Here is a 22,684-nt window from a genome sequence, read left to right on the forward strand (position 1 = left end):
TCACAACCGAGTTGTCCCCCTCAGCACGGGCCATGGACCGTGCTGAGGGGGACAACTCGAAGGGAGAAGGTCAGCCCAGGCGGCCGCCGGACTCCTGCAGGTAGCAGTGACCGCAGAGCGACTCGTAGGTGGTGACGAGCTCATCGCCCGCGCCGTCGATCGCGACCTGGTCGCCGTCGAACACGAAGCGGTCCCCGATCCGGCGTCCGTTGAACACGGCCTTGCGACCGCAACGGCAGATCGTCTTGAGCTCCTCGAGCGTGTGCGCGATCGCGAGCAGGCGTCCGGATCCCGGGAAGGCGTGAGTGAGGAAGTCGTTGCGGATGCCGTACGCGAGCACCGGGATGTCATCCTCGACCGAGATGCGGAACAGGTCGTCGACCTGCGCCGGATCCAGGAACTGCGCCTCGTCCACGAGCAGGCAGGCGACGTCGTTGCCGGCACGCCGGACACGGTCGCGCTCGCGATGGAACAGCGCTCGCGCACCCTCCCCCGCCCCGATCAGGAAGTCGACCTCACGGGTCATGCCGAGGCGGCTCTCCACCTGCGAAGCGCCCTTGGTGTCGATCGCGGGCTTGGCCAGCAGCACGTGCTGGCCGCGCTCCTCGTAGTTGTACGCGGCTTGCAGCAGCGCCGTGGACTTGCCGGAGTTCATCGCCCCGTAGCGGAAGTACAGCTTGGCCACGGCGTCGGATCAGGCCGTCAGGTCGAGCGTCTTCGCGGTGGCGCCCATCGATGCGCGCGCGTCGGCGGCGGAGTCGTTGAGCTTCTCGCCGAGGGTCGGGATCAGCTCCTGCAGCTTCGGCTCCCACTCGCCGTACTGCTCCGGGAAGCAGCGCTGCAGCACGTCCAGCATGACCGGCACCGCGGTGGACGCTCCCGGGGAGGCCCCGAGCAGGCCCGCGATCGTGCCGTCGGCGGCCGCGACGACCTCTGTGCCGAACTGCAGCTTGCCGCCCTTCATGACCTGCGCGCGCTGACCGGCCTGGAGCAGCTCCCAGTCGCCGTCCTGCGCGGTGGGCATGAATTCCCGCAGTGTGTCGACTTTCTTGCGGTGCGTCTTCAGCAGCTCGCTGACCAGGTACTTGATGAGGTCGAAGTTCGTGAACGCGACCTTGAGCATGCTGCCCAGGTTGTGCGGGCGCACCTGGGTGACGATGTCCAGCATCCCGCCCTGCTTCAGGAACTTCGGGCTGAACGTGGCGAACGGGCCGAACAGCAGGCTCGTCTCGCCGTCTACGACGCGGGTGTCGAGGTGCGGCACCGACATCGGCGGAGCGCCGACCGGAGCCTGCGAGTAGACCTTGGCCTGGTGCTTGGCGACGATCGCCGGATTCGACGTCTTCAGCCACTGGCCGCCGATCGGGAAGCAGCCGTAGCCCTTGATCTCGGAGATCCCGGATCCCTGCAGCAGCTTGAGCGCCCAGCCGCCGGCCCCGACGAACACGAAGCGCGCATTGACCGAGCCCGGGGTGTGCCCGACGACGTTGCGGTAGCGGACGTCCCAGGTGCCGTCCTTGCGCTGCTTGAGCTTGCGGACCTCATGGTTGCGCAGCAGCGTGAAGCGATCGTCCTCGGTGAGGTGGTCGAAGAGCTGGCGGGTGAGGGATCCGAAGTCGACATCGGTGCCGCTCGGCACCCGGGTCGCGGCGAACGGCTCGCCCTTGCGGCGCTGCTCCATCAGCAGGGGCGCCCACTGGTTGATGACGCGGGAGTCCTCGCTGAACTCGATCCCCGCGAAAAGCGGCTGCTCCTTCAGGACCTCGTAGCGGTGACGCAGGTAGTCGACATCCTTCTGCCCGCGCACGAACGTCATGTGCGGCGTGGAGTTGATGAAGGTCGTGGGCGCGTCGAGCACACCGCGGTCGACCAGCGTCGACCACAGCTGACGGCTGAGCTGGAATTGCTCGTTGATGCCGATCGCCTTCGCCGGATCCAGCGTGCCGCCCTTGCCCTCGGGCATGTAGTTCAGCTCGCACAGCGCCGCGTGGCCCGTGCCCGCGTTGTTCCACGCGTTCGAGCTCTCCTCCGCGACGTCGCTCAGCCGCTCGAAGGCCACGACCTTCCAGTCGGGCTGCAGTTCACGCAGCAGGGTTCCCAGGGTGGCGCTCATGATGCCACCGCCGATGAGGACGACGTCGACGGATTCAGTCACTCGAACAGTCTAGTTGTCCGCGAGAGCCGAGATATTCGCCGAGGCGGCCATCCATCGCCGGACATTCGCCACGACGGACATCACGAGGCGAGCTGCACGGTTCCAGGCCTTTCGACCGGCCCGGCAAACCCGAGTCAGGCGCCCAGACGCTCCGGGACGCCCGCGCCCAGACGCGCCGCGACGAGCTCGGCAACCTGCACCGCGTTCAGCGCGGCGCCCTTGCGAAGGTTGTCGTTGCTGATGAACAGCACGAGGCCCTTGCCCTCCGGTGCGGACTGGTCGGCGCGGATCCGGCCGACGTAACTCGGGTCCTTGCCTGCGGCGTACAGCGGCGTCGGCACCTCTTCGACCACGACGCCCGGCGCGGCGGCGAGCACGTCGTATGCGCGCTGCGGGCTGATCTCGTTGGCGAACTCGACGTTGATCGACAGCGAGTGCCCGGTGAACACCGGCACGCGCACGCACGTCCCCGCGACCCGGAGGTCGGGCAGGCCGAGGATCTTGCGGCTCTCGTTGCGGAGCTTCTTCTCCTCGTCGGTCTCGTTGAGGCCATCATCGACGACGGATCCGGCGAGCGGAATCACGTCGAACGCGATCGGCGCCACATACTTCTCCGGCTGCGGGAAGTCGAGTGCGGAGCCGTCGTGCACGAGCTTCAGGGTGTCGCCCTGGGCGAGCACGCCCTCGACCTGACCGAGCAGCTCCTGCGCGCCCGCGAGACCGGATCCGCTCACGGCCTGGTAGGTCGACACGATCAAGCGCTCGAGACCGGCCTCGTCGTGCAGCGCCTTGAGCACGGGCATCGCGGCCATCGTGGTGCAGTTCGGGTTCGCGATGATGCCCTTGGGGGTGTCGTCGATCGCCTCGGGGTTGACCTCGCTCACCACGAGCGGCACCTCGGGGTCCATCCGCCAGGCGCTGGAGTTGTCGACCACGACGGCGCCGGCCGCGGCGAAGCGGGGGGCGTAGGCGCGGCTCGCGGTGGCGCCGGCGGAGAACAGCGCGATCTCGACGCCGGCCGGATCCGCGGTCTCGACGTCCTCGACGATGACCGGGATGCCGCCGAAGTCGATCGCGGTGCCGGCCGAGCGGGCCGAGGCGAACAGGCGCAGCTCGCGGATCGGGAAGGAGCGCTCCGCGAGGATGTCGCGCATGACGGTGCCCACCTGGCCGGTGGCGCCGACGATGGCGACGGAGAGTCCTGAGTCGGAGATGCGGGTCATGAGGGTGCTTCCTTGGCTTCGTGCCGCGGCGGGTGCCGGACGGCGGACGAGGCGGAGGCGCGGTCGCCGGGTATGGCGGATCAGTCCGCGCCTGGCGCCGGTGTCAGGGTTTGGGCGATTCTACCGGGTCCGGGAGAAGTCCGGATCCGGTAGTGGAGACCAGCGGCGGGTCAGCGGCCGGTGCCCGCGGCGACGACGGCTTCGACCTCGCCGTCCAGGCCGTACGCGGCATGCACGACGCGTGCGGCCTCGGCGAGCTCGTCGCCGCGCACGACGACGGAGATCCGGATCTCGGAGGTCGAGATCATCTCCAGGTTCACGCCCGAGGTCGACAGCGCTTCGAAGAGGATCGCGGAGACTCCCGAGTGGGTGCGCATGCCCGCGCCCACGACCGAGAGCTTGCCGATCTGGTCGTCGTGCAGGAGGCTCTCGAAGCCCACGTCGGACTGCTCGGCGGCGAGCGCCTTGAGCGCCGCCGAGGCGTCGGACTTCGGCAGCGTGAAGGAGATGTCCGTGCGTCCCGTGGAGGCGGCCGATACGTTCTGCACGATCATGTCGACGTTCGCGCCGGACTTGGCGACGATCTTGAAGATCTCCGCGGCCTTGCCCGGCACGTCGGGGACGCCCGCGACGGTGACCTTGGCCTGGCTGAGGTCGGTGGCGACACCGGCGACGATCGGCTCTTCCATGACAGCTCCCTCGGATTCGCGGGGGTTCTTCATGCCCTCGCCCAGAACGTAGGTGCCCTCCGTCGACGTGAAGCTCGACCGGGCGTGGATCAGGACGCCGTGCCGGCGCGCGTACTCGACGGCGCGGATGTACAGCACCTTGGCGCCGTTCGCGGCAAGCTCGAGCATCTCCTCGCTCGAGACGTGCGAAAGCTTGTGCGCGAGCGGCACCACACGCGGATCGGCCGTGAAGATGCCGTCGACGTCACTGTAGATCTCACAGACGTCGGCGTCGAGAGCGGCGGCCAGTGCGACCGCGGTGGTGTCGGATCCGCCACGGCCCAGGGTCGTGATGTCCTGCGTGTCGTCGTTGATGCCCTGGAAACCGGCGACGATGACGATCGCACCCTCATCGAGCGCCTCGCGCAGGCGCGTCGGGGTGACCTCGACGATGCGTGCGGACCCGTGCCGGCTGTCAGTGCGCATGCCGGCCTGCGGTCCGGTGAACGAGCGCGCGTCGAAGCCCATCGAATGGATCGCCATCGCGAGCAGCGCCATCGAGATGCGCTCCCCGCTGGACAGCAGCATGTCGAGCTCGCGTGGCGCGGGGATCGGCGCGACCTGAGCCGCCAGGTCGAGCAGCTCGTCCGTGGTGTCGCCCATCGCGCTGACGGCGACGACGACGTCGTGCCCGGCGCGACGCGTGTCGACGATGCGCTTGGCGACGCGCTTGATGCTCTCTGCGTCGGCGACGGACGAGCCGCCGTACTTCTGCACGATGAGGGCCACGGATCACTCCTGGGGGATGCCGGGCGCCGGAAGCGGCGCACCACCGCACATTCTACGAGCGCACTCCATGCCGGATCCGGTATGTGACGGCGCCTGCGACGGTATCCGGCGCTACCTCTGCCCAGCCCCCTCCGCGAGACTCCATCTCCGTAACGAGACTGCGTGCCTGGACTGCAGTCTCGTTACGGAGATGGAGTCTCGCGGTCGATGTGGGCCGTGGCGACATCCGCCCGCAACGGTTAGAGCAGACCGCGCCGACGGGCCTCCGAGACGGCGCCCGTGCGGCTCTCAGCGCCCAGCTTGTCGAGCAGATGAACGATGTGCGTCTTCACGGTGGCCTCGGTGACGAACAGCCGCACCGCGATCTCGCGGTTGCTGAGTCCTTCGGCCACAAGCGCCAGCACCTCCTGCTCACGCGCCGTCAGCTCGACCCGTGGTGCGCGCAGCGCGGCGACCAGGCGCTCGTCCCCGCCCGGGGTGGGCACCGTGGATCCGGCCGCCGCGTCCACGATCGCCCGGGAGATGACCTCGACGCCCACCTCCTTGAGCAGATAGCCGGCGGCGCCCGCCTCCACCGCGCGGACGATCTGCGCGTCATGATCGAACGTGGTGAGGATCAGCACCGCGGGCGGAGCCGGGAGCGCCCGCAGCGCCGCGGTCGTGGCGACCCCGTCCATGCCCTCCCCGAGGCGCAGATCGCAGAGCACGACGTCGGGGTGCAGCTCGCGGGCGGCCGTGACGGCCTCTTCGCCCGTGCCGACCTCGGCGAGCACGTCGAAGCCGCGCGCCTCGACGACGGCGCGGATCCCGGCACGCACAATCGGGTGGTCGTCGACGATGATCAGCCGGACGCTCATGCCGCACCTCCCTCGGCACCTGAGGCGGTGCCGGAGCCGATTCCGCTCTCGATGCCCGCGCCGGTGTCGGTGCGAGCACCGGCGGGAGTGCCGAGCGGCAGCGCGGCCTCGATGGTGGTGCCGGCACCGGGAGCGGATCGGATCGAGAGTTCTCCGCCGCCCTCGCGCAGTCGCGAGCGCATCGCCGCGAGACCGTAGGACGCGTCCGACGGGCGTACGGCCTGGTCGAACCCGACGCCGTCGTCCTCGACCCGCAGTCGCACGGATCCGCCGCGGGCCATCAGCGCGACCTGGACGGTCTGCGCCTGCGCATGCCGACGCACGTTCGCGAGCGCGGACTGGGCAACGCGCAGCAGGGCGACCTCGATCGGCGTCGACAGTGGGGGAAGGTCCGGATCAACCTGCAACGCGCCGATGACGCCGGTCTCGTCGTGCAGGGCGTCGAGCATGCGGGCGAGGGCGGCTGAGAGCGCGGATTCATCGAGATCCGCGGGCGCGAGGGCCGCGACGATGCGGCGCAGCTCGGTGAGCGAGTGCTGTGCGAGTTGCTCGATCTGGGCCGTGCGATCCGGGCGCACCCCGAGGGCCGCGGCCGTCGACTCCGCGCCGACGCCTCCCGCATGCGCCGTCGGATCCAGGCGGGCGAGCATGACGATCGTGCTGAGCTCCTGCGCGATGGTGTCATGCAGGTCGCGGGCGAGGCGAGTGCGCTCACGAGTGGCGCCCGCCTCCCGCTGGCTCGCGGCGAGCTCGTCGTGCAGGCGCTCCGCCTCCTGCTGTGCGCGCAGCATCGAGTCGATGAGCCGCTCCCGCTCGGCCGCATCGCGCAGCATGGCGTCGTAGCCCAGGGACACCGCGAAGGCGAAGCCGCCCCCGACGAGCGGGCCGATGAGGTGCGCCAGCAACGTGCCGGGCTGCACCCCGCCCGGATGCAGCATCGGCGCGACGATCGACGCGGCGAGCACAGCCACCACGAAGGCCAGGGACCACGGGAGCCGCAGCACGTGGCCCGCGAGCAGCAGCAGCGGGAACGCGAGCCACACGAACTCCGCCGACAGCGCGAGCATCCCGATCCAGATCGCGAGCAGCCCCAGCATCCACCAGACGGCGGCCCGCTTGTGCGCGAATCCGGCGCCGGCGCCGTACCACGCGAGGTACACCGCCGCGGCAAGCAGAACGGGCAGCAGCTCCCCCTCGATCCCCGCACGGGCCGTGGTGACCACGACGAGCACCACGGTGATGAGGTGCAGGGCGAAACGCGCGCCGCGCAGCATCTGCCAGCGGGCGGAGGCGGGCGCGGTGCTCATGCTCCGATTCTCCCGGGTCAGCGGGACGTCTGCCCACCCTCGGGTCTCGTTCATTCGATGGATGCGCCGGCGGGCGGATGCGCCAAGGCTGGGAGCATGACCTCTTCCGTCAACATCGCACCCTCGCCGTCCGCCGCGCCCGCACAGCGTCGCGCCCTCACCCAGCTGTTCATCGCCGCCGTCGTGTGGATCGCCCTGGGACTTGCCGCAGGGCTGTTCTACCGCGAGTTCACGAAGACGAACGGGTTTCCCAACGGCTTCAGCGGACAGCTCGCCCTCGTGCACACGCACCTGCTCGCTCTCGGCGCCCTGGTCACGCTCATCGTGCTCGCACTGGAGAAGCTGTTCGCTCTGTCGGCGAGCCGCCTGTTCCGCTGGTTCTTCTGGATCTACAACGCCGGCGTGCTGGTGACGGGCGCGATGATGACGTGGCACGGGATCCTGGATGTGCTGAAGGTCGAGGCGTCCAAGGCGATCTCCGGGATCGCCGGCGCGGGTCACATCCTGATCGGGGCCGCCTTCGTGCTGCTGCTGATCACTCTGTGGAAGGGGATCCGTCGGGCGTCCTGACCTCCGGCGGGACGGCCGGAGCGCGCCGGTGCGCCTCGGCCGGCGGCACCGGCTCGGCGGTCAGCTCCACGGCGGTCTCGTCGACCGCCGCTCTCGGCCGCAGCCGGCCGCCGGTGCCGGCGAACCAGCACCCGATGATCACCAGCGGGAATCCGACCAGCAGCCCGGGAGTGAGCGGCTCGGCAAGCACGATGGCGCCGAGGACGATCGCGATCACCGGGTTGACGTAGGTGAACAGCGGCGCCCGGACCGGGCCGACCTCCTTGATGAGGGCGAAGAAGGCCAGGAATGCGATCGCGGTGCAGATCACGCCCAGGGCGATCAGCGCCGCGATCGACGGCAGGGTCGGCACCTGATGCTGGGTCAGCAGGGCGATCGGCAGGTAGAGGATTCCGATGAACAGGAGCGCGAGCGTGATCGTGCCGATCGACGGCACGTGGCCGAGCTTGCGGGCGACGATGAACGGCGCGGTCGCGTAGAGCACCGCGACGAGCAGCACCTCCCCCGCAGCCAGGAGATCGACCTTGCCGCCAGTGAGCCCTGGACCCGCCACCACGACGCCGACGCCGACGAAGCCGACGAGCAGTCCGATCAGCCGCGCCGGACTCAGCACGCCGCGGTCTCCGCCCCCGAGGGCGATGAGCGCCGCGAACAGGGGAACCGTGGCGACCAGCAGCCCCGTCAGGCCGGACGGCAGGGACTGCTCGGCATGGCCCAGCAGGAAGAACGGACCCGCCATCTCCACGAGGCCGAAGGCGAGCACCCAGGGCCAGTGCTTCCACGCGGCCTTGATCGCGCCGCTGCGGATCGCGAACGGGAGCAGCAGGATCGCCGCGATGAGAGTCCTGCCCGCGACCATCGCCGGCGGGGAGAACGACTCCACCACCACGCTGATCAGCAGGTAGGGCACGCCCCAGAGCAGGCACATCGCCCCGAAGAGCAGCCAACCGCGACGGCTGAAGCCATGCCCTCCCGGGCCGGCGGGAACGCCGCTCACAGGACGCGCCGGCCCTCGAAGGCGCGTCCGAGCGTGACCTCGTCGGCATATTCGAGGTCGCCGCCGACGGGCAGACCGGAGGCGAGCCGCGAGACGGTGATCTGCATGCTGGTGAGCAGCCTGCTGAGGTAGCTCGCCGTCGCCTCCCCCTCCAGGTTGGGGTTGGTGGCGAGGATGACCTCCTGCACGGTGCCGTCGGCGAGGCGCGTCATCAACTGCGCGATGCGCAGGTCGCCCGGCCCGACACCCGCGATGGGGCTGATCGCGCCGCCGAGCACGTGGTACAGCCCGCGGAACTCCCGGGTGCGCTCGATCGCGGCGACGTCCTTCGCGTCCTCGACGACGCAGATGAGGGCGGCATTGCGGCGCGGGTCGCGACAGATCGCGCAGCGCTCCTGCTCCGCCACATTGCCGCAGATCTCGCAGAACCGCACCCGCTCGCGCACCTCGGAGAGCAGCTCGGCGAGGCGCTTCACGTCGAAGGAGGGCGTCTGCAGGATGTGGAACGTGATGCGCTGAGCGGATTTCGGGCCGATGCCCGGCAGGCGGCCGAACTCGTCGATCAGCTCCTGGACGATGCCGTCATACATCTCGTGATCCTCATGATCGTTCGTTCATCACTGTCGATGGTCACTGCTGTCCCCGGATCACTGGAACCGGGTCTGCGGCTCGTAGGGCTCCTCGCGGACGAACTTCGCACCGAGCACCTGACGCACCACCGCCTCGCCGTAGCGCTGCACCCCAGGGGCTGCGGAACGCGGAGTCCGGTCAGTGACCATCGGTGCCGGGGGCGCGGCGCGCGGCGTCGGATCCTGACGTCCGCCGGACGGGGCCGCAGGAGCCGGAGCCAGACCCGGCCGGCCGCTTTCGGACGCGGCCACTCCGACCGGGACCATGGCAGGCTCTGGCGCGCCGGCAGAGGATCCCTGACCCGGATCGGGACCGGGGTCGTAGGCATCGTCGGGGAACGGCGGCTCATCGTCGAGCACATCGCCGTCGTGGCCCGGCTCGTACCACCCCGATGCCGGCATGGCCTCGACGTCGGCGGGCTCTTCGTCGACAGGGAACTGCGCCACCCTGGCTTCGGCCGACGGCGCCGCCGAAGGAGCGGACGGGGCCGAGGGAGCCTGCGCGTCAGCCCGAGCGGGAGCAGCCGAGGTCGGCCCGGCACCGGTCGGCGTGATGGCTGTCGGCGCGACGGACTCGGGTTCGCCCTGCGGGATCGCTGCGACCGCCCATTCGGTGACGGGCGCGGTCGTGGTCGAAGCAGCGCGCGGGGCGGGGGTCGTGCCCGGAGTGGTGCCCGCGCTCGGCGCCGAGGCTTTCGGCGTCGTGGACGGCCGCCCGTGCTCCCCTCGCCCTGACGGGGTCCGGTCGGATGAGATCCGCTCCGCCGGAGCCGCCTCGACCGGAGTCTGCGCCGCCGGGGTTCGCTCGGCGGGGATCTGCTCGGACGGCGTGTCATCGGAGGGTCGCGGGGCCTTCCCGCCCTCGGCTAAGTTCCGTTCGGGTGCGGCCTCGGGCAGCGGGGCCGGCAGGTATTTGACCTTGACGGAGAGCTCGCCCTCGATCGCGGTGCGCAGGTGGTCGGACGGGCCGTTGCCGGGCGCGGTGCCCTTGAACCGGGCGACGTCGTTCGGTCCGGGGAACCCGAGAGTGAGCACCTCGGTCTCGGCATCGTACGCGAGCGGCTGCACGGCGGTGACCACGAGCCAGGATCCGCGGCTGATCTTCTCGAGCCGCCCAAGCACCGCCGACCAGGCCGTACGGATCCGGTCGATGTCGACGGGCCCGGCCGGAGGAGCCGTCTCCGGTTCGGGAGCGGAATCGGCGACGGAGGACGTGGCCTGAGCCGGCGCATCCGCAACCGGGGTGGATGTGTCGCCCGTCGTCTCGGTCGTTTCCTGTGCTCGCTCGACGACCGGGGCCGGCGTGGCGACCGCAGCGGGCGTGGCGACTGGGGCCGGCGTGGGCGTGGTCACCGAAGCCGCGGCAGGTGCCGCGACCGAAGCCGTGGAAGGCGCAGCGGGCGCAGCAGCCGGCGCACCGGGTGCCGCGGGCGCAACCTCTCCCCCGGCGAGCGCCGTCAGCACACGAGCGACGAGCAGCTCGAGGTGCAGACGGGGCGACGTCGCCCCCGACATGTCGTCGAGGGCGGAGCTCACGAGATCCGCTGCGCGAGACAGGCGCGGCCCGCCGAATGCGGCGGCCTGGCTCCGCATTCGGGTCAGCTCGTCCTCCGGGACGCCACGGAGCACCGCGGAGGCGGCGTCGCCGACGGCGGCGATCACGATGAGGTCCCGCAGGCGCTCGAGCAGATCGTCGACGAAGCGGCGCGGATCCTGTCCGGTCTGCACCACCCGGTCGATCGCGGGGAAGGCCGCAGCCGCATCGCCCGCGGCGAGCGCGTCGACGATCTCATCGAGCAGCGCGGAGTGCGTGTAGCCCAGCAGCGCGACCGCGCGCTCGTAGCCGACGTCGCCGTTCTCCGAGCCCGCGATGAGCTGGTCGAGGAGCGAGAGGGTGTCGCGCGGGGATCCGCCGCCCGCGCGCACGACGAGCGGCAGCACGCCTTGGGCGACGGTCACGCCCTCCTCGGCGCACAGCTTCTCGACGTACTCGAGCATCGCTGCGGGCGCCACCAGCCGGAACGGGTAGTGGTGCGTGCGCGAGCGGATCGTGCCGAGGACCTTCTCCGGCTCGGTGGTCGCGAAGATGAACTTGATGTGCGGCGGCGGCTCCTCGACGAGCTTCAGCAGTGCGTTGAAGCCCTGCGGCGTCACCATGTGCGCCTCGTCGAGGATGAAGATCTTGAACCGGTCCCTGCTGGGTGCGAAAGTCGCACGCTCGCGCAGATCGCGGGCGTCGTCGACGCCGTTGTGGCTGGCCGCGTCGATCTCGACGACGTCGAGGGATCCGCCGCCGTTGCGCGACAGCTCGACACAGCTCGGGCACACGCCGCACGGGGTGTCGGTGGGGCCCTCGGCGCAGTTCAGGCAGCGCGCCAGAATGCGCGCAGAGGTGGTCTTGCCGCAGCCTCGCGGCCCGGAGAACAGATAGGCGTGGCCCACCCGGTCGCCGCGCAGCGCGGTCATGAGCGGATCGGTCACCTGCGACTGCCCGATCATCTCCCCGAAGTTCTCGGGCCGGTAACGGCGGTACAGGGCTGTGCTCACCCGTCAAGACTACGGTGTGCGTCGGACATCGGCGCGGGGTGTCCGGCGTAGACGCCGCGACGGCCGCGGCGTCTGCGCCGACGCCGCGCCGGACGGTGCCGGACGGGCCCCGGAGACCCCCTCCCGAACGCCCTCGAACGGACGTACCCTGAAGGAGGAGGTGGACGATGACGCAGGTGGCAGCAGGCGACCGGATCCGCATCCACGGCCGGGTGGTGGGCGGCGCGGAGCGATCCGGCGTGGTCCTCGAGGTGCGCGGCGAGCTTCTTGTCGTGCGCTACGACGACGGGCACGAGGCGGTGCTCGCACCGGGCAGTGACTGCGAGATCAGGCACGGCGAGTAGGGGCGGCGCGGCGAGCACCGGACCCGGGCGGGCGCCGGTCCCTCGAGAGTCTCAGGGACCAGCGCCGCGGCCGGGACTACTCCCCCGATTCCCCGACGTATCCGATGATCGGAATCGCCGAGGTCGTCGGCACGGTCGGCGACAGGATCGTGCCGTCCTCGCGGCGGGCCTGCGAGCCGAACTCCGGGCGCCCGCGGAGGACAGGTCCCTGATCCGCGAGATGCACGGCAGCAGGAGCGTCGGTAGAGGCCGTGTGCGCGACCCCGCGCACCGTGAACGCGACCGGGTTTCCGGAGCGCACTTCGACCAGCAATCGGTCGGCGGTCAAAGTGATCTGCAGCTGCGACTCGCGCCAGAGCAGCGGGTACGACAGCTCAGGCCAGTCGGCCGGGAGGCGCGGATCGAAACTGAGCTCGCCGTCGTGGTCGCGCATGCCGCCGAAGCCGCTGACGAGCGCGGTCCACACGCCACCCGCCGACGCCACGTGCACGCCATCGGAGGCGTTGCGATGCAGGTCGCCCAGGTCGACGTAGATCGCGTGCTCGAAGTACTCGTGCGCGAGGTCCTGGTACCCGACCTCCGCGGCGAGGATCGACTGCACGACCGCCGACAGGGTCGAGTCGCCCGTGGTCAGCGGGTCGTAGTACTCGAAGTCGGCGAGCTTCTCGGCCTCGGTGAAGTGGTTGCCCTGCAGGAACAGCGCGAGCACCACGTCCGCCTGCTTCAGCACCTGGAACCGGTAGATCACGAGCGGGTGGAAGTGCAGCAGCAGCGGGCGCTGCTCGGGCGGCGTGGCCGGCAGGTCCCACACCTCGCGCTCGAGGAACAGGGAGTCCTGCGGGTGGATCCCCAGGGCGGGGCTGAACGGGATGTGCATCGCGTCGGCCGCGCGCTCCCACCGCTCGACCTCGGCGGGCTCGATGGCGAGCCGCTCCACCGCCGCGTCGTACGCCTCCGGGGCGTCCGCGGCCATCTCCCGCACCACGCGCGCCGCGAAGCGCAGGTTGTACCGGGCCATGACGTTCGTGAAGAGGTTGTCGTTGACGACCGTCGTGTACTCGTCGGGGCCGGTGACGCCGTGGATGTGGAACGTGTCCACGCCCGCGGCCGAGCGCCAGAAGCCGAGCGTCGCCCACATCCGCGCGGTCTCGACCGCGATGTCCACTCCCTGGCGATAGAGGAAGTCGTCGTCGCCGGTGGCGCGTACGTACTTCCCGAGCGCATAGCTGACGTCGGCGTTGATGTGATACTGCGCGGTGCCCGCGGCGTAGTAGGCGCTGGCCTCCTCGCCGTTGATCGTGCGCCACGGGAACAGTGCGCCGCCCTCGTTCAGCTGGCCGGCGCGGCGGCGCGCGGCGGGCAGCATGTGCACCCGGCAGCGCAGCGCGTTGCGCGCGAACGTCGGAGAGGTGTACGTGAGGAACGGCAGCACATACACCTCGGTGTCCCAGAAGTAGTGCCCGCCGTAGCCGGATCCGCTCACGCCCTTGGCCGAGACACCCGCTCCGTCCGCACGCGCGGACGCCTGCGCGATCTGGAACAGGCACCATCGCGTCGCCTGCTGCAGGTCGTCATGCCCGGCGATGCGCACGTCGCTGCGCTCCCAGAACGCGCTCAGCCACTCGGACTGCTTCGCGAACTGCGCCTCCACGCCCTCCACCGCGGCGCGGTCGAGGGTGCGCCGGCACCGGTCGATGAGCTCACGGGCCGGCACGCCGCGGGAGGTGTGGTAGCTGACCAGCTTCGTCACCCGCGTGGGCACGCCCGCCTTCGCCTGCACCCGGAACACGTTCTTCGCGATATCGGGCTCCACGAGCTGGCGCGCGGTGTACTCGTTCTCGGTCTCGACCAGGTGGTCGGCGACCACGGCGAGGGTCATGCCCGAGTTCGCGACGCGGTACGCGAGCGCCGAGCGCCCGCCGTCCTGCCAGTACTCCGCGGGCTGCAGTACGCGGTCGCCGAACCGCTCCGCCTTGCGCGGGTCGAAGCCGGCCTTCTCGCCCGGGGATCCGGCGGCCATCGACGGCACCCCGCCGTAGACGTCCTCGCCGTCCTGCCGGTTCAGCAGTTGGCACGAGATCGTCACGGGCGCGTCGGAGTTCTCCACCGTCACCTCGAGCCGCAGCACCGCCAGATGGCGCTCCACGAACGACACGATCCGTTCGTCTCGGATGCGCACGCGCTTGCCCGAGGGCGTCTCCCAGAGCACTTCGCGCTCGAGGATGCCGGTGCGGAAGTCGAGCGCGCGCCGGTACTCGCGCACGTCCGCCTCGTCGAAGCTGAGCGGCTCGTCGTCGACGTAGACCCGCATGACCTTGGCGTCGGGGGCGTTCACGATCGTCTGACCGACCTCGGCGAAGCCGAACGCCTGCTCGGCATGACGGATCTTCCAGGTCTCGTGCAGACCGTTGATGAAGGTGCCGTGCTCGAGCGCGTTGCGGCCCTCGATGTGGTTGCCGCGCAGGCCGAGGTACCCGTTGCCGAGGCCCATGAGCGTCTCGGAGACGCCGGGGTTCACGTGCGGATAGGACGTCTCGACCAGACGCCACGGGTCGACGGGGAAGAGGTCGCGATCGATCATGCAGTGCTCTCCGTGAGGGGTCGGTTCAGGACAGGAAACGGGCGAGGTCGTCGACGACGACGGTCGCGCCGTGGGCGAGGAGGGAATCGGATCCGGCTCCGCGGTCGACGCCGATGACCGTGCCGTAGCCGGCAGCGGCGGCCGAGGCGACGCCGCTCGTCGCGTCCTCGACCGCGACGGCGGATGCCGGGTCGACGCCGATGCGCTCGGCGCCCACGCGGAACACGTCCGGTGCGGGCTTGGAGGCGAGATGCTCGCGCTCGGCGACCACGCCGTCCACGACCACCGTGAAGAAGTCGCGGATGCCGGCCGTGGCCAGCACCTCCTCCGCGTTCTTGGAGCTGGACACGACCGCCATCGGCACCTCGGCGGCCCTCAGCTCCTGCAGCAGGGCGAGGGATCCGGGATAGGGCGCGATGCCGTCGCGGCGCAGCGCCTCCGAGAAGGCGACGTTCTTGCGGTTGCCGATCCCGCACACGGTGTCGACCTCGGGATCATCGTCGACGGACCCCCACGGGATCTCCACGTTGCGGCTGCGCAGCAGGCTCGCGACGCCGTCGTAGCGCTTCTTGCCGTCGACATAGGCGAAGTAGTCCTCGTCGGTGTACGCGGGCGCGATGTCCCAGAGCAGGAACACCTCGTCGAACACCGCCTGCCAGGCGTGCATGTGCACCTCTGCGGTCGGCGTCAGCACGCCGTCCAGATCGAACAGCACGGCGGCCGAGCGATGCAGGTCGGGGAGCGCTGCGGGGGTGTCGGGCACGGCGGAGCCTCCGGTGGCTGAGAACGGGATCTTTCGGACCGGCACGTCTGGGTGCCACCTGATCAAGGCTAGTCGGACGAGGGCTCGCCTGGATAGACGTCGGCGGGCAGGATCACAGCTCCGCGCGCGCCGCGCTGTGCCCGCGGTCTCGGCGGGGGCGCGGCTCAGGAGAACGAGGCCACCGTCTCCGCCGCGACGACGTGCAGCTCGGCGATGCCTGAGCCGTTGTGGACGGAGGTACGATCGGTCGTCGATGCGACCTGGAACCGGATGCGCAGCACGGCGCCGCGTACCGCCGCGTCGAGGATCCCCGGATCGGCCATCAGCGCGACCGGGTTCGCGGCGTCTTGCATCGTCTGCGAGGGCGGCTCCGCGCCCGCGAAGCCGATGAGCCCCGCCTTGTCGCGAAGATTCTGCGGAATGCTCTCGGTGCCGATCTGGATCTCGACGTACGCGGTGTACTGCTCTCCGACGTGCGCACCCGGATCCTGCAGCAGCGCGGCGAGCCGAGCGGGATCCAGGCCCGGGTACGCCGGATCGTCGGGCGTGGCCGGCGCCGGCGAGGCGGTCTCGGGAGCCGCGACCACGGGCGGCGGAGGTTCCGGGGCTGACTCCGGGGCGCTGCCGATTCCGGCCAGCAGCGCGACCACGACCGGGATCACCACGAACGTCGCGATGACCACGACGAGGAACGGGATCCAGGAGCGACGCCGTTGCGGCCCGGGCTCCGTCGGAGCGCCGATCGGCTTCGGGCGACCATGCCCGTCGTGCTCGAGCGGCGGGATCACGTACGGCGCGGTGAGATTCTTGGGCACGGCAGAGTAGACGGTCGGCCTGCGCTCGTCATGTCCCATGCTCGGACCCTAGCGCGTGCGTGTGTCCGGGGCCGACGCCCTCCCCCGATCGGGCAGAGGGATCGCGTCCGGAACAGACTCCCGGCAACGATCCGAACTCGGTTCCGGGCAAAGAAAAGACCCTCCGCGCACCCGACAGAGCCCGGTTACCCTTGCTGCGTTTCCGCCCTGGGGGAGTTGGCCTGGGTGCCGCCACGCGGAGAGCCGTCGACAAGTCTACCCGAGGTCGCGGGTGGGTCCGACCGGATCCCCCGCCCCGTGGTCCCCGCCCCGGATCCTGGAACGTCCGGACAGGCCCCGCCCCCGTCATGCGAACGAGAGATCTCGCGACGGTGCGGGACGGAGGGAATCAGCACGACCCGGCACCCGTCATCCATGCGTAACGCGTGGTCACCTGCCCGTCCCCTGCCGGGATCCGGTCCTATCGTGGTGGGCGGGCCGTTCGGCGGCTTCGGAATGGGGCAGCGCATGGTCGAACGGGTCGACGTCGCGATCGTCGGAGGCGGGGCGATGGGCTCCGCCGCCGCGTGGCAGCTCGCCGGACGGGCCGATACGCTGCTCCTCGAACGCTTCGAACCCGGGCACCTGAACGGCGCCTCGCACGGCGCCAGCCGCAATTTCAACGTCTCCTACGCCGATCCCGTGCATGTGGGCATGCTCGTCGAAGCCGAGCGGCTCTGGCGACTGCTCGAAGCGCAGACCGGCACCGAGCTCCTCACCCAGCACGGCATCGTCAATCACGGACCGAATCCGGGTCATGAGGCGGCGCACGCCGCGCTCGCCGCGGCCGGCATCCCCAGTGTCTTCGTCGACGAGGGGGAGGCATCGGAGCGCTGGCCGGGCATCCGTTTCGAAGGCCGCGTACTGTTCACGCCGACGGCCGGGCGCCTGCACGCCGACCGCGCTGTCGCCGCGCTGCAGCGCGCGGCGCGGCAGAAGGGCGCCCGCGTGCAGCACGGCGCCCGCGTGACCGGCATCCGTCCGGTCGGCGACGAGGCCGTGCTCACGATCGAGACCGCCGAGGGTGTGCGCGACCTGCGCGCCCGCCGGGTGGTGGTCACGGTCGGCGCCTGGACGTCGACGCTGCTCACCGGGCACGTTCCGCTGCCGCGCCTCGTGGTCACCCAGGAACAGCCCGCGCACTTCGCCCCGCGCATCCCGGGGGAATGGCCGGGATTCAATCATTTCCTCGCCGATTCCGGACCGGATCGTCGCTGGCCCTCGAGCGTGTACGGCATGCACACGCCGGGGCAGGGCATCAAGGCCGGCTGGCACGGGGTCGGCCCTGTGATCGACCCCGATCGGCGCAGCTTCGTGCCCGACCCCGCGCTCTCCGCGCTCATCCGTGACTACGCCCGCGAATGGCTGCCGGGCGTAGACGCCGATGACGTCACCGAGATCACTTGCACATACACGACGACACCCGACGGAGTCTTCGTGATCGATCGCCGTGGCCCCGTGGTGCTGGGCGCCGGGTTCTCAGGGCACGGATTCAAGTTCACGCCGAGTGTGGGGCGTCTCCTTGCCGATCTGGCCCTCGACCGCGCCCCCGCTCCGGCGATCTTCGCCCTCGATCGGTTCTGAGCCGATGGCGGGCGGGGGCTCGGACAAGACGCCCTCCGACGGATCCCCCGCCCTGTGGTCCCCGCCCCGGGTTACGATCAGAGACGCGGGCGCACCGCGGCGCCCGGTGAGAGGGACGCATGCACGCCACGAACACCGCCGACGTCACCACGAGCACCGCACCGGACGCGACATCCCGCACCGCCGCGGAGATCGATGCGACGGAGTTCGCCCGTCAGACCGCCGCGATCCTCGACTCCATCACCGAGGTGATCGACGGCAAGGATGACGCGGTCCGCAGCGCGCTCGTCTGCCTGCTCGCCGAGGGGCACCTGCTCGTGGAGGACGTGCCCGGCGTGGGGAAGACCATGCTCGCGCGCGCCCTCGCGGCCAGCATCGACGCCACCGTGCGCCGCATCCAGTTCACGCCCGATCTGCTGCCGGGCGATGTGACGGGAGTGAGCGTCTACAACCCCGTCGAGCAGGAGTTCGAGTTCAAGCCCGGCGCCGTGTTCGCGCACATCGTGATCGCCGACGAGATCAACCGCTCCTCCCCCAAGACCCAGTCGGCGCTGCTGGAGGCGATGGAGGAGCACCAGGTCACCGTGGACGGGAACTCGCGACCGCTGCCCGATCCGTTCCTCGTGGTCGCCACGCAGAACCCGCTCGAGATGGAGGGCACCTACGCCCTGCCGGAGGCGCAGCGCGACCGGTTCATGATGCGGATCTCGATGGGCTATCCGGACGCGGCGGCCGAGACGCTCATGCTGCGTCAGCGGGACACCCGCAATCCGCTCGAAGGCATCCGTCCCGTGCTGGCCGCGACCGATGTGCGCGCGCTGATCGCGTGGGCCCGCGCGGTGCACGTCGCCCCGGCGCTCGAGGAGTACGCCGTGGCGCTGTCGCAGGCCACGCGCACCGACCCGAACCTGCATCTCGGAGCGAGCCCTCGGGCGACGCTGCAGCTCGTGCGCGCGGCGAAGGTGCAGGCCGCGCTGGACGAGCGCGACTACGTGGTCCCGGACGATCTCACCTCGCTCCTGCCCGCTGTGTTCGCGCACCGGCTCATCCCCGCCCGCGGGCTGCACCGGGCCGGAGCACGCCCGATCGAGGCCGCGCTGGAGGGCATCGTCCGGCGCATACCGGTGCCGGTGGGCCTTCCGCGGTGAACCGACGGGAGCGCGCGCGGCGCGAAGCGGATCCGCCCGGGCGGAGGATGACCGGGCGCGGCGTGAGCGCGCTCCTGATTGGGATCCTCCTGGTGATCGGCGCGAACGTGCTGGCCACGCCGGTGTTGCTGTACGTGGCGGCGCTGCTGTTCGCACTGCTCGTCCTGGCCGCGCTGTTCGTCTTCGTCCCGCGCCGGCATGCGCGGGTGGGCCGCACGGTCGCTGCGGACCTGCTCACGGTCGGCGACGACACCTGGGTACGGGTGCGGGTGGATCTGCGCACCCTTGTGCGCCCGCCGTCCGGACGCTGGCGGGACGGGCTGCCGGCCGCCGTGCGCGGCTCGGCGACCGGCGCCTTCCCGCCCGACGACGCCGAACCGATCCCCGGCGGAACGACCACGACCATGACGTATCCGATCTCCGGGGTGCGTCGCGGGCTCGCCTCGCTCGGGCCGCTGCGGCTCAGCACGACGGATCCGTTCGGCCTTTTCGTCCGCACGGACGAGCTCGGTGACGTGACGCCGGTCACGATCGTGCCGCAGGTCGTGCCGCTGCCGCGGCTGACCGACCGCACGGGGCGCGCCGGTGGGACGGCGCAGACCTCGTCGCACCGACTCGGGCAGGGTGCGGACAACCTCTCCCCTCGCCGGTACGTCCCCGGCGACTCGATGCGGCGGATCCATTGGCGTGCGACCGCGCACCGAGGTGATCTGATGGTGCGCCAGGAGGAGCAGGAGTCGAGCCCGGACGCTCTCGTGGTGCTGGATCGCGCGGGCGCGCGCTGGGTCGGAGCCGACCGGGAGACGGACTTCGACGGTTTCGACCGAGCCGTCACGGCGTGCGCCTCGATCGCGATGCACCTCGTGGACAACGGCTTCGCCGTGGACGTGGTCGACGCCACCGGCGTGCTGATCGGCCGGCTGCGCGGGGCGGAGGACGAACGCGACGGCCTGCTGGTGAGCCTGGCCGGCACCGCGCCGCGTTCCGGCGAGCGCGATCACGGGCTGCCGGCGGCGAGCGAGGGGCATACGGTCGGTCCGCTGGTGGTGATCACCGGCGCGATCGATGCGGCCGATGCCGGCACGCTCCCGCACGGCGGGGCCGGCACCCCGATCCTCATCGCGACCGCCCCCGGTGCCGACGCGCTGTCCGCCGCGGAACAGCAGGGCTGGCGAACCGCGCTGCTCGGCGACGATCCGGCCGACGCCTGGGCGGACGCCGGCGCGGGCGAGCCCGGATCCGCCTCGGCGGATGCCGCCGCGGAGCCTGGTCGATCCCCGCGGTCCGGCGACGGCGCCGGGGGCTCGTCCCCCGCTGCTCCGGAGGAGGCTGCGCATGCCCGCTGACGTGAGCGCGTACGGGGGCCCCTTGCAGGAGCGCAGGCGGGACGGCGGCCCCGTGGCTGCGGCATTGCTCACGGCCCTGGGCCTTCTCGTGACGGTGTGGCCGCTGAGCGCGGTGGTGCAGCCGGGCAGCTGGAGCGCGGGCGCCGCCGTCACGGGCGCGACGGTGATCGTCGCGGGCGCGGTCGTGCGCTCCCTCACCCGTCGGGCGCCCGCCTGGCTGGCGATCCCCGCCGTGCCCGTCGTGCAGTTCGGCACCGGATTGATCGCGCTCACGGCGTTCGTCGCGCGGCAAGCCGGGCACGGCTGGCTGCTGCCGACACCCGAAGTATGGCGCGCGATCGACGCCTTCCTCTCCGCCGCGCTCGACGAGATCCGCGGCGGTGTCGCTCCCCTCGCCCCGTCCCCCGCGGTCGCCGTGAGTGTGGCCGCGGCGACCGGACTCATCGCCGTGGTGCTGGATCTCGTGCTCGTGACGCTGCGGGCGCCGCTCGTGGCGGCCGTGCTGGTCACCGCGCTCGGCGCGGTGCCGGGAGTGATCGTGCACCAGGGCGCCAACCCGGTGTGGTTCATCGGGCTCGCGCTCGCGATCCTGCTCTTCCTGCATGTGCGGTTCGCGCCGCCAGGATCCGCACGTCCCGCGACCGTGACGGAGGACGGCCGCTCCCCCACGCGCCATGCGCCCACTGACGCGCTCCTGCGCACGCGGCGCCTCCCCGCCGTCGTCCTCGGCTTCCTCGCCGTGCTCGCGGCGCTCATCGTGTCGCCGTTGCTGCCGCTGTCCGCCTCGGGGCTCAGCATCGGCGGCGGCAGCACCACCCTCAGCGCCACCCTCAACCTGGGGCAGGATCTGCGGCGTCCCTCCCCCGTCACCGCGCTCACCCTGATCACCCAGGACGGCACGCCGCCCTACCTCCGGATCGCGACGCTGACCCGATTCGACGGCTCCACCTGGCAGCCGGACCGGCCCACCACGGTGCCCCTGTCCCAGGGCTTCGGCGATGTCACCGCCCCCGAGGGCGTCGCACTGCACAAGACCAGGACCACGATCCGCACCGCAGGGATCTCCGGGTCCTGGCTGCCGGTGCCCTACCAGGCCACTGCAGTGCGCGGCGAAAGCGGCAGCTGGAACGCCGCCGGCGACAACCGCACGGTGATCGCCGCGAACGCCGATGCGGCCGAGCAGAACTACACGATCGACACGGCGACGCTCGAGCCCACGCTCGATCAGATCCGCGCATCCACCGCCACGGGTTCCGACGCCCCGCAGGACCTGCGGGCACTGCCCGCGGGCCTTCCGGCTATCATCGCCGACAGTGCGCGCGAAGTGGTCGGCGGGGCCGCCACCGACTACGACAGGCTGATCGCACTGCAGACCTGGTTCCGCGCCGGGTTCCGCTACTCGCTGCAGACCCCGGTCGACGACGGCTTCGACGGCACCAACGTCGATGCCGTGGCGAAGTTCCTGACCGTACGCGAGGGCTACTGCGTGCATTTCGCCGGGGCGTTCGCGCTCATGGCGCGCTCACTCGGCATGCCGGCGCGGATCGTCGTCGGCTACCTGCCCGGCACAGCGACGGATCGCCGCTCCGATGACGGGCGGGTCGTGTTCGAGGTCTCCACCGACCAGCTGCACTCCTGGCCCGAGGTGTACTTCTCCGGCATCGGCTGGGTGCCCTTCGAACCGACCGCGACCCGGGGCGTCCCGACCGCCTTCGCCGAGAGCAGCTCCGGATCCGACGACGGCACGCTGCCCTCCGCCGGAGCGACACCGCAGCCCACCACGAGCGGCGTCGCGAAGGACCCGAAGAACCTCGACGTGCCGGACGCCGGAGCCGCAGGCGCCTCGACGCCGACGGTGCAGCAGGTGATGCCCGTGGTGTGGACCGTCGTGGGCGTGCTGGTCGTGCTGCTGATCCCGGCGATGATCCGGCGCGTGCAGACGGCGCGACGTCGTGCCGCCGCGGGCCGAGGCGACGCCGTGGCGGCGTGGTCCGAGCTGCGTGCGACGCTGCAGGATCTGGGCCTTCCGGCCTCGTCCGCGGAGTCTCCGCGCGGGCGCGGTGCGCGCCTGGTGCGCGAGCGCGGCGCGGATCCGGCCGACATGGATGTGCTCGTGCGAGCGATCGAACGCAGCAGCTATGCGCGCGCGGGATCCGGATCCGCGCCGGACGTCGGGGATCTGCGCCCTCCGCTCGATGCGATCCGGGCGCAGCTGCGCGAGCACGTGTCGCGCCGTGACCGGCTCACGGCGGTGCTGGCCCCGCGTTCGCTGCTCGGCGCGCGGCTGCTGGCGACCTCGACGTCCTGAGCGCCCGGGCGGGA

At 71.2% G+C, this 22,684-nt stretch carries 18 protein-coding genes and 1 other RNA gene; 6 read left to right on the forward strand and 13 right to left on the reverse strand.

The annotated features are described in order from the left end of the window. Positions 1-70: 70 nt before the first annotated feature. From AC1DCT_RS06740 to AC1DCT_RS06765, 6 genes are all read right to left on the reverse strand, one after another. The gene (locus AC1DCT_RS06740; protein ID WP_440733874.1) at positions 71-685 is read right to left on the reverse strand and encodes a thymidine kinase; all 615 of its coding nucleotides are present in this window, start codon (positions 683-685) and stop codon (positions 71-73) included. 9 nt (positions 686-694) lie between these two features. After that, on the reverse strand, positions 695-2,155 hold the full coding sequence (mqo, locus tag AC1DCT_RS06745; protein ID WP_440733875.1) for a malate dehydrogenase (quinone): 1,461 nt from the start codon (positions 2,153-2,155) through the stop codon (positions 695-697). Positions 2,156-2,289: 134 nt separating this feature from the next. Then, positions 2,290-3,378, reverse strand: a complete 1,089-nt coding sequence (locus tag AC1DCT_RS06750; RefSeq protein WP_440733876.1) for an aspartate-semialdehyde dehydrogenase — start codon at positions 3,376-3,378, stop codon at positions 2,290-2,292. Positions 3,379-3,548: 170 nt separating this feature from the next. Beyond that, positions 3,549-4,835 carry an aspartate kinase gene (locus AC1DCT_RS06755; RefSeq protein WP_440733877.1) on the reverse strand — a complete coding sequence of 429 codons (1,287 nt, stop codon included), beginning with the start codon at positions 4,833-4,835 and terminating at the stop codon, positions 3,549-3,551. 239 nt (positions 4,836-5,074) lie between these two features. Further along, positions 5,075-5,692, reverse strand: a complete 618-nt coding sequence (locus tag AC1DCT_RS06760; protein WP_477428163.1) for a response regulator — start codon at positions 5,690-5,692, stop codon at positions 5,075-5,077. Then, complete coding sequence (locus AC1DCT_RS06765; protein ID WP_477428165.1) at positions 5,689-6,999, reverse strand: sensor histidine kinase; 1,311 nt, start codon at positions 6,997-6,999, stop codon at positions 5,689-5,691. Before AC1DCT_RS06765 ends, AC1DCT_RS06760 begins: the two co-directional genes overlap by 4 nt. 96 nt (positions 7,000-7,095) lie before the next feature. Here AC1DCT_RS06765 and AC1DCT_RS06770 point away from each other — a divergent pair, with 96 nt between their 5' ends. Then, positions 7,096-7,569 (forward strand): DUF2871 domain-containing protein, encoded by a 474-nt coding sequence (locus AC1DCT_RS06770; RefSeq protein ID WP_477428167.1) that lies wholly within the window; start codon positions 7,096-7,098, stop codon positions 7,567-7,569. Here AC1DCT_RS06770 and AC1DCT_RS06775 read toward each other — a convergent pair. The 3 genes from AC1DCT_RS06775 to AC1DCT_RS06785 are packed head-to-tail and all read right to left on the reverse strand — an operon-like array spanning position 7,535 to position 11,694. Then, a complete protein-coding gene (locus AC1DCT_RS06775) occupies positions 7,535-8,566 on the reverse strand; it encodes a DMT family transporter (protein WP_477428169.1) in 1,032 nt (343 codons plus the stop codon). The two genes, AC1DCT_RS06770 and AC1DCT_RS06775, sit on opposite strands and share 35 nt — an antisense overlap. After that, a complete protein-coding gene (gene recR, locus AC1DCT_RS06780; protein WP_477428171.1) occupies positions 8,563-9,156 on the reverse strand; it encodes a recombination mediator RecR in 594 nt (197 codons plus the stop codon). Before recR ends, AC1DCT_RS06775 begins: the two co-directional genes overlap by 4 nt. A gap of 57 nt (positions 9,157-9,213) precedes the next feature. Continuing rightward, the gene (locus tag AC1DCT_RS06785; protein ID WP_477428440.1) at positions 9,214-11,694 is read right to left on the reverse strand and encodes a DNA polymerase III subunit gamma and tau; all 2,481 of its coding nucleotides are present in this window, start codon (positions 11,692-11,694) and stop codon (positions 9,214-9,216) included. Between the two features lie 215 nt (positions 11,695-11,909). Between AC1DCT_RS06785 and AC1DCT_RS06790 the strand changes: the two genes are divergently transcribed. Then, positions 11,910-12,086, forward strand: a complete 177-nt coding sequence (locus AC1DCT_RS06790) for a DUF1918 domain-containing protein (protein ID WP_292722557.1) — start codon at positions 11,910-11,912, stop codon at positions 12,084-12,086. Between the two features lie 76 nt (positions 12,087-12,162). Here AC1DCT_RS06790 and AC1DCT_RS06795 read toward each other — a convergent pair whose 3' ends face one another. From AC1DCT_RS06795 to ffs, 4 genes are all read right to left on the reverse strand, one after another. After that, entirely contained in the window at positions 12,163-14,667 is a 2,505-nt protein-coding gene (locus AC1DCT_RS06795; protein WP_440733883.1) for a glycoside hydrolase family 65 protein, read from the reverse strand. A gap of 25 nt (positions 14,668-14,692) precedes the next feature. Continuing rightward, the gene (locus AC1DCT_RS06800; protein ID WP_440734092.1) at positions 14,693-15,430 is read right to left on the reverse strand and encodes a beta-phosphoglucomutase family hydrolase; all 738 of its coding nucleotides are present in this window, start codon (positions 15,428-15,430) and stop codon (positions 14,693-14,695) included. A gap of 164 nt (positions 15,431-15,594) precedes the next feature. Further along, the gene (locus AC1DCT_RS06805; RefSeq protein ID WP_477428173.1) at positions 15,595-16,284 is read right to left on the reverse strand and encodes a hypothetical protein; all 690 of its coding nucleotides are present in this window, start codon (positions 16,282-16,284) and stop codon (positions 15,595-15,597) included. A gap of 112 nt (positions 16,285-16,396) precedes the next feature. Then, positions 16,397-16,493: signal recognition particle sRNA small type (gene ffs, locus AC1DCT_RS06810), an RNA gene on the reverse strand. Positions 16,494-16,659: 166 nt separating this feature from the next. Here ffs and AC1DCT_RS06815 point away from each other — a divergent pair. The 4 genes from AC1DCT_RS06815 (at position 16,660) to AC1DCT_RS06830 (ending at position 22,670) form a co-directional block, all read left to right on the forward strand. Continuing rightward, positions 16,660-17,868: an FAD-dependent oxidoreductase gene (locus tag AC1DCT_RS06815; protein ID WP_477428174.1), complete on the forward strand. Its 1,209-nt coding sequence runs from the start codon at positions 16,660-16,662 to the stop codon at positions 17,866-17,868. Between the two features lie 119 nt (positions 17,869-17,987). Further along, the gene (locus AC1DCT_RS06820; protein WP_441977697.1) at positions 17,988-19,016 is read left to right on the forward strand and encodes an AAA family ATPase; all 1,029 of its coding nucleotides are present in this window, start codon (positions 17,988-17,990) and stop codon (positions 19,014-19,016) included. A 62-nt stretch (positions 19,017-19,078) separates the two neighbouring features. Continuing rightward, positions 19,079-20,362 (forward strand): DUF58 domain-containing protein, encoded by a 1,284-nt coding sequence (locus AC1DCT_RS06825; RefSeq protein ID WP_477229571.1) that lies wholly within the window; start codon positions 19,079-19,081, stop codon positions 20,360-20,362. Continuing rightward, a complete protein-coding gene (locus AC1DCT_RS06830) occupies positions 20,352-22,670 on the forward strand; it encodes a transglutaminase TgpA family protein (RefSeq protein WP_477428176.1) in 2,319 nt (772 codons plus the stop codon). Before AC1DCT_RS06825 ends, AC1DCT_RS06830 begins: the two co-directional genes overlap by 11 nt. The last annotated feature ends 14 nt before the right edge of the window (positions 22,671-22,684 follow it).

The sequence above is a fragment of the Microbacterium sp. 10L49 genome, from assembly GCF_056395125.1.

Excerpts from the sequence above, each read along its gene's own strand:
- AC1DCT_RS06750 (WP_440733876.1), bottom strand. The coding sequence starts at position 3,378 with ATGACCCGCATCTCCGACTCAGGACTCTCCGTCGCCATCGTCGGCGCC.
- AC1DCT_RS06760 (WP_477428163.1), bottom strand. The coding sequence starts at position 5,692 with ATGAGCGTCCGGCTGATCATCGTCGACGACCACCCGATTGTGCGTGCC.
- AC1DCT_RS06765 (WP_477428165.1), bottom strand. The coding sequence starts at position 6,999 with ATGAGCACCGCGCCCGCCTCCGCCCGCTGGCAGATGCTGCGCGGCGCG.
- AC1DCT_RS06770 (WP_477428167.1), top strand. The coding sequence starts at position 7,096 with ATGACCTCTTCCGTCAACATCGCACCCTCGCCGTCCGCCGCGCCCGCA.
- recR (WP_477428171.1), bottom strand. The coding sequence starts at position 9,156 with ATGTATGACGGCATCGTCCAGGAGCTGATCGACGAGTTCGGCCGCCTG.
- AC1DCT_RS06785 (WP_477428440.1), bottom strand. The coding sequence starts at position 11,694 with ATGATCGGGCAGTCGCAGGTGACCGATCCGCTCATGACCGCGCTGCGC.
- AC1DCT_RS06790 (WP_292722557.1), top strand. The coding sequence starts at position 11,910 with ATGACGCAGGTGGCAGCAGGCGACCGGATCCGCATCCACGGCCGGGTG.
- AC1DCT_RS06795 (WP_440733883.1), bottom strand. The coding sequence starts at position 14,667 with ATGATCGATCGCGACCTCTTCCCCGTCGACCCGTGGCGTCTGGTCGAG.
- AC1DCT_RS06805 (WP_477428173.1), bottom strand. The coding sequence starts at position 16,284 with ATGGGACATGACGAGCGCAGGCCGACCGTCTACTCTGCCGTGCCCAAG.
- AC1DCT_RS06815 (WP_477428174.1), top strand. The coding sequence starts at position 16,660 with ATGCGTAACGCGTGGTCACCTGCCCGTCCCCTGCCGGGATCCGGTCCT.
- AC1DCT_RS06820 (WP_441977697.1), top strand. The coding sequence starts at position 17,988 with ATGCACGCCACGAACACCGCCGACGTCACCACGAGCACCGCACCGGAC.
- AC1DCT_RS06830 (WP_477428176.1), top strand. The coding sequence starts at position 20,352 with ATGCCCGCTGACGTGAGCGCGTACGGGGGCCCCTTGCAGGAGCGCAGG.